Genomic DNA, 12,840 nt, shown 5'->3' on the forward strand with positions numbered 1-12,840 from the left:
ACCAACCGAACAGGGAGTTTTCAATGTTCAGACGTCATCTTCTTTCGCTTGCCATGGGCACCGCGCTCGCGCTTGGCCTCTCCGGTGGCGCACAGGCGCAGGACGAGTTCATCGTGGTGCAATCCACCACCTCGACGCAGAATTCGGGCCTGTTCGACCACATCCTGCCGATGTTCGAGGACAAGACCGGCATCGAGGTGCGGGTCGTGGCCGTGGGCACGGGCCAAGCGATCAAGAATGCCGCCAATGGCGATGGCGACGTGCTCTTTGTCCATGCCAAACCCGCCGAAGAGAAGTTCGTGGCCGAGGGTCACGGCGTGTCGCGGTCCGACGTGATGTATAATGATTTCGTCATCGTCGGCCCGCCCGCCGACCCCGCGGACGTGGCGGGGATGAGCGACGTGGTCGCGGCCCTGACCAAGATCAGCGAGGCCGACGCGCCCTTCGCCTCGCGCGGCGATGACAGCGGCACCAACAAGGCCGAGCTGCGGCTGTGGAACGAGGCCGGGATCGACGTGCAGGCGGCCTCGGGCGGCTGGTATCGTGAGACCGGCTCGGGCATGGGCGCGACGCTCAACACCGGCACGGCGATGGACGCCTATATCATGACCGACCGCGCCACCTGGATCGCGTTCGGCAACAAGGGCGATTACCAGATCGCGGTCGAGGGCGACCCCAAGATGTTCAACCAGTATGGCATCATCCTCGTGAACCCCGAAAAGCACGAAAGCGTCAAGGCCGAGGCCGGGCAGGCGTTTATCGACTGGGTGCTCTCGGAGGAAGGCCAGACCGCCATCGCGGGCTACGAGGTGGACGGTCAGCAGCTGTTCTTCCCCAACGCCGGGGGCTAAGACCCCTCCCTTGATCCGGGTCGCGACTGCGGCCCGGACCTGCCTTCCGACCTCATGCCTCGTCCGTCAGGATCGCACTCACCTTGAGCGCGCGCTGCACGTTTCCCTCAACTTTCAGCTTGCCGGACATATAGGCCATGATCGGGTTTTGAGCGCCTGACAGGATGTTGCGAAACACCGCGTCGCTGGCGCTCAGAACAACATCCGCCGCCTCGTCGCCCCGATGCGCGCCGGTTTCGCTCAGCATGACACTGCCATGGTCGGCGATAACGAGCTTGGCGCGCCCCTTGATCCGGCCCTGTGCCCTCGGGGTGAGGGTGGCGATATAGTCGTCGATAATCCCGCTCATGGTCTTCTTTCTCTGCATGGCTTGCAAGGCGGATCATCGCCCGCCCGCCCGCAGGCGCAAGCAGAACCGCGCGTCACATCGCAATTCTTTCGTCAAAGCCCGTGCCGCATGTTCTACCAGCGCGTCAACGCATCCTCGTCTGCATCGCGCGCGGCCACCCATTCAGCGCCGTCGTCCGTGATCTCTTTCTTCCAGAACGGTGCACGGGATTTGAGAAAATCCATCAGAAACTCGGCCGCCTGAAAGGCGTCGGACCGATGCCGCGCGGAGGTGGCGACCATCATGATCATCTCATCCGGACGCAGGCGACCATAGCGGTGGATGATCAGAATGTCGCCGGTGGCCCAACGGTTTGACGCCTCTTCAGCTATGTCTTCGAGAGCTTTCTGCGTCATGCCCGGGTAATGCTCGATCTCCATGACGTCGAGGCGGCTTTCGCCCAGATCGCGAACGATCCCGGTAAAGGTCACAACCGCGCCCATCCCGCTTTGTTTGCGGGCAAATCCATCGGTTTCAGCGCCGAGATGAAAAGGCGCTTCCTGCACGCGGATGTCCACGGCTCAGCCCCCTGTCATCGGTGGGAAAAACGCCACTTCACGGGCCCCGGCGAGAGGCGCATCAAAGTCGCTCAACTCTTGATCGACAGCCACGCGCAATGCGCTCAGATCCGCGAATGCAGCCTCGTAGCGCTCTTCGCGCGCACGCAGCTGTTTAACGAGATCCATCACCGTGGCGCCCGGCGCCTCGATCCGCTCCTTCGGCAGACCGATTCTCTCGCGCACCCATGCAAAATACAAGACGTCCATCATGCGTCATCCTTCAGATAGGGGATAGATTTGCGCAAATAATCAAACCCCGTCAGCAATGTGAGCGCCGCGGCGATCCACAGGAGCCATATACCAAGATGTCCCGCCCAAACCATGCCGGCATATTTCCAGTACAGCCCATGCAGATCGTCTTCGCGCCCTTCGAGGATGGATAATACCAGTTGATCATCCATTCCGAAAACCGACATTCCGAAATAATGTTCAAAAACCCCTTGGGCAAACAACACCGCGATCGCGATCATTTGCGCGGTGGTCTTCCACTTGGCCAGCTTGGTGACCTTGAGCATGCCAGCAGTGTCGCCCAGATACTCGCGCAAGCCGGATACGAAAACTTCGCGAAAGAGTATCACAGTGGCGGGCAGCACAAGCCAGGGTGACATGCTCGAATAGCCGACGATCACCATCAGGGCGATCACCACCATTGCCTTGTCGGCGATCGGATCGAGCATCGTGCCAACCCGCGTCACCTGTTTCCAGCTCCGCGCGAGATAGCCGTCGAACCAGTCCGTTATCGCGGCGCTGACAAATAGAATAAGCGCAAACCAGTCTGCATAAGGTCTTGTGAAATATAAAAACATCACCGCCACAGCCGGAGCGGCCATAAGGCGGAGCGTGGTCAGGATATTGGGCAGAGTCCACGTCATGGCCACGTTCTAGCGTGTCCCGCGAGCAAGGGAAAGCGTCGCTTTCTCCGGGTTCTCTGCCATCCGCTGACGTGATCCGGGGATCTCTTGATCCATGCGATCCTCGGGTCGGGCTCGCGGATGACGCCGCCCTCTGATGCGCTCACCCCCGCTCATGGAAGAAATCGTAGAGTTTTTGTGCCAGCGCACCGGAAACACCGTCGACCGCCTTGAGGTCTGCGAGGTTGGCGCGGCTCACGGCCTTGGCCGATCCGAAATGCGCAAGCAGGGCGCGCTTGCGGGCGGCACCGACGCCGGGCACCTCGTCGAGCGGGGTGGCAGAGATTGCCTTGGCCCGTTTCGCGCGATGCGTGCCGATGGCAAAGCGGTGCGCCTCGTCGCGCAGGCGCTGCACGAAATAGAGCACCGGGTCATTGTGGCGCAGCGCCATTGGACGCTTACCGGTGCGGTGAAATTCTTCCTTGCCGTGGTCGCGGTCCACGCCCTTGGCCACACCCACCATCGGGATATCCTCGACCCCCATCTCGCGCATGATCCCCGCCACCGCGCTGACCTGTCCCGCGCCGCCGTCAATCAGCAGCAGGTCGGGCCACTGGCCGTGGCTGCGGTCGGGGTCTTCTTTCAGAAGGCGTTTGAATCGGCGGGTCAGCACCTCTTTCATCATGCCGAAGTCATCGCCGGGGGTCAGGTCGTCGCCCTTGATATTGAACTTGCGATAGTGGTTCTTCATCATCCCCTCGGGCCCCGCCACGATCATCGCGCCGACGGCGTTGGTGCCCTGAATGTGGCTGTTGTCATAGACCTCGATCCGCTGCGGTGGCTCGGGCAGATCGAATGCTTCGGCAAGCCCCTTGAGCAGCTTTCCCTGCGTCGCGCTCTCGGCCATCTTGCGGGCGAGGCTCTCGCGAGCGTTGCGCAGCGCGGCGTCAATGAGTTCGGCCTTTTCACCGCGCAAGGGCACGGTGAGCGTCACCTTGCGGCCCAGCTTTTCGGTCAGGGCTTGGCTCATCAGGTCGGGATTTTCCAGATCATGCGACAGGAGCAGCGCGCGGGGCGGCTCCTTGCTGTCGTAGAACTGACCGATAAAGGCCTCCAGCACCTCGGGCTCTTCCACATCCGTACCGACGCGCGGATAGAAATCGCGGTTGCCCCAGTTTTGCCCGGCGCGGATAAAGAACACCTGCACGCAGGCCTGTCCCTTGTCGAGATGCAGCGCGATCACGTCGGCCTCGGTCACGGTGCGCGGGTTGATGCCCTGCGCGGTCTGCACCTGTGTCAGCGCCTTGATCCGGTCGCGCAGGGCGGCGGCGCGTTCGTATTCCATCGCTTCGGCGGCCTCTGACATCTCAGTGGCCAGCTTTTCCTGTATCTCGGTCGAGCGCCCCGAGAGATAGCGTTCGGCGTCGCGCACCTGTGTGGCATACTCGGTCTTGGAGATCTTGCCGACGCAGGGCGCGGTGCAGCGCTTGATCTGGTATTGCAGGCAGGGGCGCGTGCGGCTTTCGAACATGGTGTCGTTGCAGTTGCGCAGCTGAAAGACCCGCTGCAACTGCGCCAGCGTGCGGTTGACCGCGCCGGCGCTGGCGAAGGGGCCGTAATAGCTGCCCTTGTCGCGCTTGGCGCCGCGATGCTTCTTGATCATCGGATAGTCGTGCGACGTCACGAGGATGTTGGGAAAGCTCTTGTCGTCACGCAAGAGCACGTTGTAGCGCGGCTTGAGCTGCTTGATGAGGTTCTGTTCGAGCAGCAGCGCCTCGGTCTCGGTCGCCGTCGTGAGAAACATCATCGAGGCGGTTTCGCGGATCATCCGAGCGATACGACCGGTGTGGCCTGTCGGCCGGGCATAGTTCGAGACTCGCGCTCGCAGATTGCGGGCCTTTCCGACATAGAGCACCCGCGCCTGTGCATCGAGCATGCGGTACACGCCCGGCGACGCATCGAGCGTCCGAAGGTAGCCGCGAATGACCTCGTGGCCTGTTTCTGGCGTGGTATCGGGCTGTGATCCGGACATGATTACTTACTTATGATTCTGCGCGAGTGCTGCAATGATATCAAGGTGAGGGCAAGGGGTAAGCTTTCCACCAAAGATGTGGATAACTCTGAAGATAAGTTTCCGCGAAGGGGAAATTTTCCTTGTATTCGGTAGGCTTCACGGAATTGCCTATTTTTTAGGCGCACAATTATCTTTTTGTTATTAAAAGAAAAAAATATACCAATAAAACAAAACACTGAAAACATTGACGATTTTGTAACGCTTACGTAACGGCAACATGACCGGTGCAAAACTCTGGCGAGGTGCTCTCCGGTTCACTCTACTCCGAGCACATCCGGGGTTTGCCATCCAAGGTGCTGGCCGCCGTCCACACAGAGCAGTTGTCCCGTCACGGCTGGCGCATTCAGGAAGTAGGCAAGCGCGGCCGAGATGTCGCTGGCATTCGCCCCGCGATGAAGCAAAGTGGCCTTGCGCTGGTTCTGGAAATGGCGGTCGCTCTGGCGGTGGCCCTGCAACGTCGGGCCCGGACCGATGGCATTCACGCGAACCCTGGGCGCAAGCGCCTGCGCGGCGGTCTGGGTAAACGCCCACAGCCCCATCTTGGCAATCGTATAGGTCATGAACTCGGGCGTCAGCTTGCGCACCCGCTGGTCGATCATGTTGATCACAAGGCCCTGCGCCACCGGCTCGTCATTCTCATCCGGCACCGGATCGGGGACCATGCGGGCCAGTTCCTGAGTCAGCACAAAGGGCGCACGCAGGTTGCTCTCCATATGGCGGTCCCAGTTTGTCCGCGTGGCGCTCGATATGTTGTCATAGTCAAAGATCGAGGCATTGTTGACAAGCACGTTCACCGGCCCGCCAAGCGCCTTCGCGGCACCCGGCACCAGGTCCATCACCTGCGCCTCGTCCAACAGGTCCGCCCGGAGTGTCACCGCGTTTTGTCCGATCGCGCGGATCTCTTGCGCCACGCCTTCGGCGGCGTCTTGGGATGTTGCGTAATGCACGGCGATGTCATGCCCATGACGCGCCAGTTCGAGCGCCATTGCCCGGCCCAGCCGTTTGCCTGCGCCTGTTACAAGTGCCCGCATCATTCCGCCTCTTTGTTCAGCTCAATACGACCGTGACATAGACCAAATAGGCCAAGGTCAAGGCAATCCCCAAGAGCCGCCCGATATCAAACTTGAAAAACACGAACGGGATCAGCAACAGAGAACACCCCAGCATGACCCACAGGTCAAACCGCAGGAATTCCGGATCGACCGGGATCGGCCCGACAAGCGACGCGACGCCGATTATGCCAAGCAGGTTGAACATGTTGGAGCCAATGACATTGCCCAGCGCCACATCCGCCTGCTTGCGCAGCGCCGCCATGACCGTTGTCGCCAATTCCGGCAGCGAGGTGCCAAGGGCGACCAGAGTGAGCCCGATAACCGCCTCGCTCACACCGTACCGCTCGGCGATGATCGAGGCGTTGTCGACAAGCAAATCAGCGCCAAGCGGCAGGCCCACGAGGCCAAGAAGCAGAAACGTGATAATCTGCCACCAGGGCATATCCGGGTCCGCGCCCTCCACGTCCTCGATATTCTCGGCATCCGCCAACGCCTTTATGGCTGCGTCACGGCGATGGCTCAGGGCATCACGAAACGCATCCGCCAGCATCAAGACCAGCGCGGTCAGCAGAATGAGACCGGCGATCCAGTCAAACGTGCCGCGGAACGCCAGCAGGATAAAGAGCGCGCTCGCCGCCAGCATTTGAAGGTAGGATTTGGAACAGAGACAGCCGCTCGTGTGCAGCACCGAGAGCAGCGCCGGAACCCCAAGCACCAACAGCACATTCGCGGTGTTCGAGCCGACCACGTTGCCAAGCGCAAGCCCCGGTTTGTCGGCCAATATGGCATTGACCGAAATAAGCAGCTCAGGCGCAGAGGTGCCAAACGCCACCACCGTGAGGCTCACGATCAGGGCCGGGATGCCCACCCGCAAGCTGAGATTGACCGCACCTTTGACAAGCGCATCACCGGCCAGCAACAAGATCACAAGGCCGAGCGCAGACAAGAGCCATGGCATCATTTGAGCTTGCCCTTCCCACAGGAACAGGGCCCCTTGCCAATCCGGTAACGACCGCATTTTCGGCATTTTGCCGCTGCGAGCCGCTTTTGCCCGGGAAAGCGAAGCTTGCCGAACATGGCCATCACGCCCATGGCCACAAGAAACAGAACGACGATCTTTACAATCATGTCATAGCCCGAACCGGGCATAGCTCGCCCGTTCTTCGACCGCGATCATCGCATCCTGCGCAAGCGTCGCACCAAAGCGCGAGAGCAGCCCGCGTTTGCGGCCATATTTCCTGAAACGTACCTTGTCCCCGTACAGCTCTTTCATCTTCGGCACGAGGTGGCCGACACCATCGGCCAAACCCAGTTCCACGCTGCGCCTCCCCAGCCAGAATTCGCCAGTGAAAATATCGGGATCATCGGCCAGTTTCGGGCCGCGCCGGGCCTTGACATGGGCGATGAACGCGTCGTGGATCTGATCCAGAAGGGCCTTGAGCCGGGTCACGTCCTCGGGCTTTTCCGGCAGGAACGGATCAAGTGTGCTCTTTGATTTGCCGGCCGTGTAGACCCGCCGTTCGACGCCCTGCCGTCTCAGAAACACTTGCGCGCCAAACCCTGCGGAGATGACGCCGATAGACCCGATGATAGACGACTCGTCCACCCAGATATCGTCAGCCGCAACCGCCAGCCAATAGCCGCCCGAGGCCGCCACGTCCTCGACAAAGGCATGCACCGGTACGCCTTTTTCCTCGGCCAGCCGCCTGACACGCGCGGCGATGAGCGAGCTTTGCACTGGAGAGCCACCCGGAGAGTTGATCACCAGCGCCACCGCGACAGGCTTGCCCCGCGAAAACGCCTTTTCGATCACCGGCCCGAGTGTCTCGTCATTCAATTGTGCACGGCCGCCCGCACCGATCATGCCCGCAAGGCGAATGACAGCGACGCTCGGCTTGCGGTTCAGGAAGGGTATCAAATGTTTCATGATGCCCGATGTAGAGTGCGCAGGTCCGACAAACAAGCCGGTGGCGTGCCAGAACGACATGAGCCTCGCATTTCGCACATGCCCGCGTGACTAAAATCACGCGGTGCGCGGTCAGCTTTTTATCCTGTAGCCGGTCTTGAATATGAGCCAGACAGCGGTGAGGCAGAGACCGAAAAACACGAACACCGCCGCAAAGCTGTACCCGATGCCCACATCCGCCACGCCGAAAAAGGCCCAGCGAAAGCCCGAGATGAGATAGACCACCGGGTTGAACAATGTCACCATCTGCCACGCGGATGGCAACATCGAGATTGAGTAGAACGCGCCCCCGAGGAACACCAGCGGCGTGATCACCAAGAGCGGGATCAGTTGCAACTGCTGGAAATTCTCCGCCCATATGCCGATGATGAACCCGAACAGCGCGAATGAGACACAGATCAGCACGAGAAACAGCACCATGATCACCGGGTGCTGAATGTCGAGATCGACAAAGATACCGGCGGTGATCAGGATGACCACGCCGATCATCAACGCCTTGGTCGCAGCCGCGCCGACATAGCCCAGCACGATTTCGAGAAAGTTGACCGGAGCAGAGAGCAGCTCGAATATGGTGCCGATGAACTTAGGAAAATAGATCCCGAAAGAGGCATTGGATATCGCCTGTGTCATCACGCTCAGCATGATAAGACCGGGCACGATGAACGCGCCATAGCTTACCCCCTCGACCTGTTCTATGCGGCTGCCGATGGCGGCGCCAAAGACGACAAAGTAAAGCGTTGTCGAGATGACGGGCGATAGCAGGCTTTCCATGATGGTGCGAAAAAACCGCTTCATTTCATAGACGTAAATGGCCCATATGGCGTGCAGGTTCATGCCGCATTCTCCTTTACCAGGCCCACGAAAATCTCTTCCAGACTGCTTTGGCGGGTTTCGATATCGCGCAGCGACAGCCCCTCCCTGGCAAGCGCCTGCAAGAGCCGGGTGATGCCCGTGCCCTCTGCCCGCGTGTCATAGTGATAGATCAGCGCGTGACCGCCCTGCGCCAGTTCCAGATCATAACCGGCGAGGGCATCGGGCACCGCGTCGACCGGATCGGCAAGGTCGATCTGAAGCGATTTTCGCCCCATCCGCCGCATCAGCGCGGCCTTGTCCTCGACCAGCAGGATCTCACCCTTGTTGATCACCGCGATGCGGTCGGCCATCGCTTCGGCCTCTTCGATATAGTGGGTCGTCAGAATGATCGTCACGCCGCTTTCCTTGAGGGCGCGCACCACCTCCCACATGTCGCGGCGCAACTCTACATCGACGCCAGCGGTGGGCTCATCCAGAAACAGGACATCGGGCTCATGACACAGCGCCTTGGCAATGAGAACCCGGCGCTTCATGCCCCCTGACAACTCGCGAATGCGATTGTTGCGTTTATCCCAGAGCGATAGTTGACGCAGAATGCGCTCGATCAGGGCCTCATCCTTGCCCTTGCCAAACAGCCCGCGCGAAAACCGCACCGTGTTTATGACCTTCTCGAAAGGCTCAAGCGCGATTTCCTGGGGCACAAGACCGATCATGGCGCGGGCGGCGCGGTAGCCGCGCACAATATCATGCCCGCCCACGCTGGCCTGTCCGCTTGACGGTGTGGTGATGCCGCACAGCGTCGAGATCAGGGTTGTCTTGCCCGCGCCGTTTGGCCCCAGAAGTGCGAGGATCTCGCCTCTCTCAATGCTGAGAGAGACATCCTGCAACGCCCTGAAACCGTCCTTGTAGATTTTGCTCAATCCCTCGACCGCGACGATTGCCGTCATATTCGCCCCCTGTTTCCTGCGCAGAACCTAAGCCTCTCGCGAGCGAGTGCAACACGCATCGCTGCACGGCGGTCTGTGCGGGAATGAGCGCCGTCGCCAATTGGAGAACAGTGTGTTTTTCCGCCCTTGTTCATAGTTGCACCGCATTCTGGTAGCTTGGCGTCGGGGCGAAGGATTCGAGGATGGCGAAATGATCGGAAATTTTCTCAGAATGCTCCCCTTGGTGGGCGCCCTGTGTCTTGGCCCTGCCCCTGCGGGGGCAGAGCCGCGGATTCTGGTCATGGGCGACTCGCTTCTTGCGATGCACAAGCTGATGGGCCTCTCCGTGTCCGCCTCGGTCGAGAGTTCTCTGGGCGTGGATGTGACCGACACCTCGGTCGCGGGCGCGCGGTTCTTGTATCGGCTGCCGATCACCGGGGCGCTTGGCCTCAACATCACCAAGCAATATCGCCGCGGTGATTGGGATTGGACAGTGCTCAACGGCGGCGGCAACGATCTTTGGCTCGGTTGCGGCTGCATGCGCTGCAAGCGCAAGCTCGACCGCCTGATTTCACAGGACGGGCGCCGGGGGGTCATCCCCGGCTTTGTCTCCAAGCTTCGCCATTCCGGCGCACAGGTGGTCTATGTCGGGTACATGCGCACACCCGGCATCACCTCGCCGGTAGAGCATTGCACCGATGAGGGCGCCGAAATGGATCGTCGCGTGGCACGTCTCGCCGGGCTTGATCGGGGCGTGCATTTTTTGCCCCTCTCGGATTTGGTCCCGCATGGCGACCGGAGCTATCATGGGGTTGATCTCATTCACCCGTCCTTCAAGGCGAGCCGCAAGATCGGGCAGCGCATCGCACGGCTCATCGCCGCAAACGAGAGCACGATCGTGTCTCGTAACAGCCTCTCGCAGGAGTGACGCGCCTCAGCTGATCAGACGCTTCAACCAGCCTTTCTTTTCCGCCTCCGGTTCCGGGTCGTCCTCGTTCGGCCCCTCCAGAACGTCTTCGAGCCGGGTAAAAAACTGGTCCGCCATGCGCTTGGCAAAGCCGTCGACGATGCGGCTGCCCAATTGCGCCAGCTTGCCGCCGACCTTGGCCTCGACATCGTAGATCAGCCGGGTGCCCGTTTCGCTGTCTTCGAGCCGCACATCCGCGCCGCCCTTGGCATAGCCTGCCGCGCCGCCTTTGCCCTCGCCGGTAAGGGTCAGGCTTTGCATCTCCTCGATATTCGACACCGTGACCGTCCCTTTGAAGGTGGCTTTCACCGGCCCGACCTTTTGGGTGACCGTCGCCTCGAATCCGTCCTCTGGCGTGCCCGTCACCTCCTGCGCCCCCGGCACGCATTCCTTGAGAACCTCTGGGCTGAGCAGGGCCGCCCAGACCGTCGCCCGATCAGCCTTTATATCCCGTGCGTCGCTCATCTGCATCTGTTCGGCTCCTCCCGTTCCATGGTCGGCAAAGCCTAGCGCAGGCCTGCGCGCCCGCCAAGAGAGCAGAAAGTCTGATACTTGCAAATCGGGTGGCGCTAGAGGGGCGGCCGGCCTAACCTGAGCGCGGGGCGAACAAGGGGGATACATGCTTTCAGGGCTGCGCGTGGTCGAATTCGAGGGGCTCGGGCCTGCGCCCTTCGCTGCAATGATGCTGGCCGAGCTGGGGGCCGATGTGATCGTGATCCACCGGCCCGGCCCCGGCAACCCCGTCGCCGGGGCACGCAACCTGTTGGACCGGGGCAAGCGCTCGATCGTGCTCGATCTCAAGGATGCAGCTGACATCGCCACCGCCCGCGCGCTGATCGCCCGGTCGGATGCCCTGATCGAGGGCTTTCGCCCGGGGGTCATGGAGAAGCTGGGCCTTGGACCGGAGGAGATGCACGCGATGAACCGGCGCCTCGTCTACGGCCGGATGACCGGCTGGGGTCAGGATGGCCCGCGCAGCATGACCGCCGGTCATGATCTCAACTACATCGCAACATCCGGCGCGCTCTGGTATGCAGGCGCGCCCGGCCATGCGCCCCAGACGCCGGCCACGCTCGTGGGTGATGTGGGCGGCGGCGCGCTCTATCTGGTGGCCGGGGTTCTGGCGGGGCTGCTCGGCGCGGCGCGCAGCGGACGCGGCACCGTGGTGGATGCGGCCATCGTTGATGGGTCTGCGCATATGATGGCGCTACTGATGTCGATGATGCCGTCCGGGCACCTCGCCATGGCGCGCGGCGAGAGCTTGCTGGACGGCGCGCATTGGTCGCGCGTGTATGCCTGTGCCTGCGGCGGCTGGCTGTCCGTGCAATGCCTTGAGCCACAATTCTATGCCGAGTTCCTGTCACGCATGGGTCTGTCGGATGATCCGCGTCTTGCGGCACAGCACGAGACCGCGCAATGGCCCGAGCAGACCCGCATTCTCGCCACGCTCTTCGAGACAGAGCCCCTCAGCCATTGGACAGCGCTTTTTGCCGGGTCGGATGCCTGCGTTGCTCCGGTCTTGCGGCCCGATGAGGCCGCGCGCGACCCGCATATGGCGGCGCGCAGTGTCTGGCAGATGGCAGGCCGTGGTCTTAGCCCGGCCCCTGCTCCAAGGTTTGATGGGCAATGTCAGACGGTCACACCGCCGCCCGAACGGGGCCAGCATGGTGATGAAATCCGGGCATGGCTCGACAATACGGTGTAAGAGGTCCGCTCAGGACCGGTCTCGATGCGCAACAGACAGAGGAAGACCCCATGCCCATCTACGTTGATGCCGATGCGTGCCCCGTCAAGGCCGAAGTCGAGCGGGTTGGCACCCGGCACGGGGTACGGATGTTCATCGTCTCCAACGGCGGTCTGCGCCCGTCGCAAAATCCGCTGGTCGAGACGGTGATTGTGCCCGATGGCCCGGACGTGGCCGATATGTGGATCGCCGAACGCGCCGGGCCGGGCGACGTGGTGATCACCGGGGATATTCCGCTCGCCGCCCGATGTGTCGAGGCCGGGGCGCAGGTGCTCAAGCATAACGGCGAGGCACTGACAGCGGCCAATATTGGCAACGTGCTGGCGACCCGTGATCTCATGGCCGACCTGCGCGCCGCCGATCCGTTCCGACAGGGGGGCGGCAAAGGGTATACCAAGGCCGACCGCTCGCGCTTTCTGGAAGCACTGGAGCGCGCGGTGCGGGCCGCCGGGCGGTCCGGGGTCTGACGATTGACATGACTGGCCATGCTGCCTGTTCGCGAGAAAATCAGAGTTGGGAAGGGCCTTGAGCTGCCGTTGCCGCAAGCCGCGCATCGTCGTGCCGCGGTGTGGCGACCCAACGTTAGTTTGGCAGTGCTTAATGCCAGCCAAGCCCGGAAAACATCAGAGCGCAGAACAGGTTGCAGCC

Annotated in this window: 15 protein-coding genes; 4 read left to right on the plus strand and 11 right to left on the minus strand. The window is 61.5% G+C overall.

What is annotated here, in order from left to right; translation table 11 throughout:
• The first annotated feature begins 23 nt into the window (after positions 1-23).
• Positions 24-851 (plus strand): extracellular solute-binding protein, encoded by an 828-nt coding sequence (locus Q0X85_RS05890; RefSeq protein WP_297770277.1) that lies wholly within the window; start codon positions 24-26, stop codon positions 849-851.
• Between the two features lie 52 nt (positions 852-903).
• Here the strand turns inward: Q0X85_RS05890 and Q0X85_RS05895 are convergent, their stop codons facing one another.
• The 10 genes from Q0X85_RS05895 to Q0X85_RS05940 form a co-directional block, all read right to left on the minus strand.
• Complete coding sequence (locus Q0X85_RS05895; RefSeq protein WP_297770279.1) at positions 904-1,218, minus strand: SCP2 sterol-binding domain-containing protein; 315 nt, start codon at positions 1,216-1,218, stop codon at positions 904-906.
• 95 nt (positions 1,219-1,313) lie between these two features.
• Positions 1,314-1,757: a molybdenum cofactor biosynthesis protein MoaE gene (locus tag Q0X85_RS05900; protein ID WP_297770282.1), complete on the minus strand. Its 444-nt coding sequence runs from the start codon at positions 1,755-1,757 to the stop codon at positions 1,314-1,316.
• A 3-nt stretch (positions 1,758-1,760) separates the two neighbouring features.
• The gene (gene moaD / locus Q0X85_RS05905; protein ID WP_297770284.1) at positions 1,761-2,009 is read right to left on the minus strand and encodes a molybdopterin converting factor subunit 1; all 249 of its coding nucleotides are present in this window, start codon (positions 2,007-2,009) and stop codon (positions 1,761-1,763) included.
• Positions 2,006-2,671, minus strand: coding sequence for a CDP-diacylglycerol--glycerol-3-phosphate 3-phosphatidyltransferase (gene pgsA / locus Q0X85_RS05910; protein WP_297770286.1), 666 nt, complete (start codon positions 2,669-2,671; stop codon positions 2,006-2,008). The genes moaD and pgsA overlap by 4 nt, the downstream gene beginning before the upstream one ends.
• A gap of 142 nt (positions 2,672-2,813) precedes the next feature.
• Positions 2,814-4,682 (minus strand): excinuclease ABC subunit UvrC, encoded by a 1,869-nt coding sequence (gene uvrC, locus Q0X85_RS05915; RefSeq protein ID WP_297770288.1) that lies wholly within the window; start codon positions 4,680-4,682, stop codon positions 2,814-2,816.
• A 296-nt stretch (positions 4,683-4,978) separates the two neighbouring features.
• Positions 4,979-5,758, minus strand: a complete 780-nt coding sequence (locus Q0X85_RS05920; protein WP_297770292.1) for an SDR family oxidoreductase — start codon at positions 5,756-5,758, stop codon at positions 4,979-4,981.
• A 13-nt stretch (positions 5,759-5,771) separates the two neighbouring features.
• A complete protein-coding gene (locus Q0X85_RS05925; RefSeq protein WP_297770295.1) occupies positions 5,772-6,737 on the minus strand; it encodes a calcium/sodium antiporter in 966 nt (321 codons plus the stop codon).
• A gap of 168 nt (positions 6,738-6,905) precedes the next feature.
• A complete protein-coding gene (locus tag Q0X85_RS05930) occupies positions 6,906-7,703 on the minus strand; it encodes a S49 family peptidase (RefSeq protein WP_297770297.1) in 798 nt (265 codons plus the stop codon).
• A 111-nt stretch (positions 7,704-7,814) separates the two neighbouring features.
• Positions 7,815-8,576 carry an ABC transporter permease gene (locus Q0X85_RS05935; RefSeq protein ID WP_297770300.1) on the minus strand — a complete coding sequence of 254 codons (762 nt, stop codon included), beginning with the start codon at positions 8,574-8,576 and terminating at the stop codon, positions 7,815-7,817.
• Entirely contained in the window at positions 8,573-9,502 is a 930-nt protein-coding gene (locus Q0X85_RS05940; protein WP_297770303.1) for an ABC transporter ATP-binding protein, read from the minus strand. The genes Q0X85_RS05935 and Q0X85_RS05940 overlap by 4 nt, the downstream gene beginning before the upstream one ends.
• A gap of 211 nt (positions 9,503-9,713) precedes the next feature.
• Between Q0X85_RS05940 and Q0X85_RS05945 the strand changes: the two genes are divergently transcribed.
• On the plus strand, positions 9,714-10,409 hold the full coding sequence (locus tag Q0X85_RS05945; protein ID WP_297770306.1) for an SGNH/GDSL hydrolase family protein: 696 nt from the start codon (positions 9,714-9,716) through the stop codon (positions 10,407-10,409).
• 6 nt (positions 10,410-10,415) lie between these two features.
• Here Q0X85_RS05945 and Q0X85_RS05950 read toward each other — a convergent pair whose 3' ends face one another.
• On the minus strand, positions 10,416-10,919 hold the full coding sequence (locus Q0X85_RS05950) for a carbon monoxide dehydrogenase subunit G (protein ID WP_297770307.1): 504 nt from the start codon (positions 10,917-10,919) through the stop codon (positions 10,416-10,418).
• Positions 10,920-11,067: 148 nt separating this feature from the next.
• Here Q0X85_RS05950 and Q0X85_RS05955 point away from each other — a divergent pair, with 148 nt between their 5' ends.
• Both Q0X85_RS05955 and Q0X85_RS05960 read left to right on the plus strand, forming a co-directional pair.
• Positions 11,068-12,153, plus strand: coding sequence for a CaiB/BaiF CoA-transferase family protein (locus Q0X85_RS05955; RefSeq protein ID WP_297770310.1), 1,086 nt, complete (start codon positions 11,068-11,070; stop codon positions 12,151-12,153).
• Between the two features lie 50 nt (positions 12,154-12,203).
• Positions 12,204-12,659, plus strand: coding sequence for a YaiI/YqxD family protein (locus Q0X85_RS05960; protein ID WP_297770311.1), 456 nt, complete (start codon positions 12,204-12,206; stop codon positions 12,657-12,659).
• Positions 12,660-12,840: the final 181 nt, after the last annotated feature.

Source organism: uncultured Roseovarius sp. (assembly GCF_947259555.1).
Lineage (GTDB): Bacteria > Pseudomonadota > Alphaproteobacteria > Rhodobacterales > Rhodobacteraceae > Roseovarius.

Excerpts from the sequence above, each read along its gene's own strand:
- Q0X85_RS05890 (WP_297770277.1), top strand. The coding sequence starts at position 24 with ATGTTCAGACGTCATCTTCTTTCGCTTGCCATGGGCACCGCGCTCGCG.
- Q0X85_RS05895 (WP_297770279.1), bottom strand. The coding sequence starts at position 1,218 with ATGCAGAGAAAGAAGACCATGAGCGGGATTATCGACGACTATATCGCC.
- moaD (WP_297770284.1), bottom strand. The coding sequence starts at position 2,009 with ATGATGGACGTCTTGTATTTTGCATGGGTGCGCGAGAGAATCGGTCTG.
- pgsA (WP_297770286.1), bottom strand. The coding sequence starts at position 2,671 with ATGACGTGGACTCTGCCCAATATCCTGACCACGCTCCGCCTTATGGCC.
- uvrC (WP_297770288.1), bottom strand. The coding sequence starts at position 4,682 with ATGTCCGGATCACAGCCCGATACCACGCCAGAAACAGGCCACGAGGTC.
- Q0X85_RS05920 (WP_297770292.1), bottom strand. The coding sequence starts at position 5,758 with ATGATGCGGGCACTTGTAACAGGCGCAGGCAAACGGCTGGGCCGGGCA.
- Q0X85_RS05925 (WP_297770295.1), bottom strand. The coding sequence starts at position 6,737 with ATGATGCCATGGCTCTTGTCTGCGCTCGGCCTTGTGATCTTGTTGCTG.
- Q0X85_RS05930 (WP_297770297.1), bottom strand. The coding sequence starts at position 7,703 with ATGAAACATTTGATACCCTTCCTGAACCGCAAGCCGAGCGTCGCTGTC.
- Q0X85_RS05935 (WP_297770300.1), bottom strand. The coding sequence starts at position 8,576 with ATGAACCTGCACGCCATATGGGCCATTTACGTCTATGAAATGAAGCGG.
- Q0X85_RS05940 (WP_297770303.1), bottom strand. The coding sequence starts at position 9,502 with ATGACGGCAATCGTCGCGGTCGAGGGATTGAGCAAAATCTACAAGGAC.
- Q0X85_RS05945 (WP_297770306.1), top strand. The coding sequence starts at position 9,714 with ATGCTCCCCTTGGTGGGCGCCCTGTGTCTTGGCCCTGCCCCTGCGGGG.
- Q0X85_RS05950 (WP_297770307.1), bottom strand. The coding sequence starts at position 10,919 with ATGCAGATGAGCGACGCACGGGATATAAAGGCTGATCGGGCGACGGTC.
- Q0X85_RS05955 (WP_297770310.1), top strand. The coding sequence starts at position 11,068 with ATGCTTTCAGGGCTGCGCGTGGTCGAATTCGAGGGGCTCGGGCCTGCG.
- Q0X85_RS05960 (WP_297770311.1), top strand. The coding sequence starts at position 12,204 with ATGCCCATCTACGTTGATGCCGATGCGTGCCCCGTCAAGGCCGAAGTC.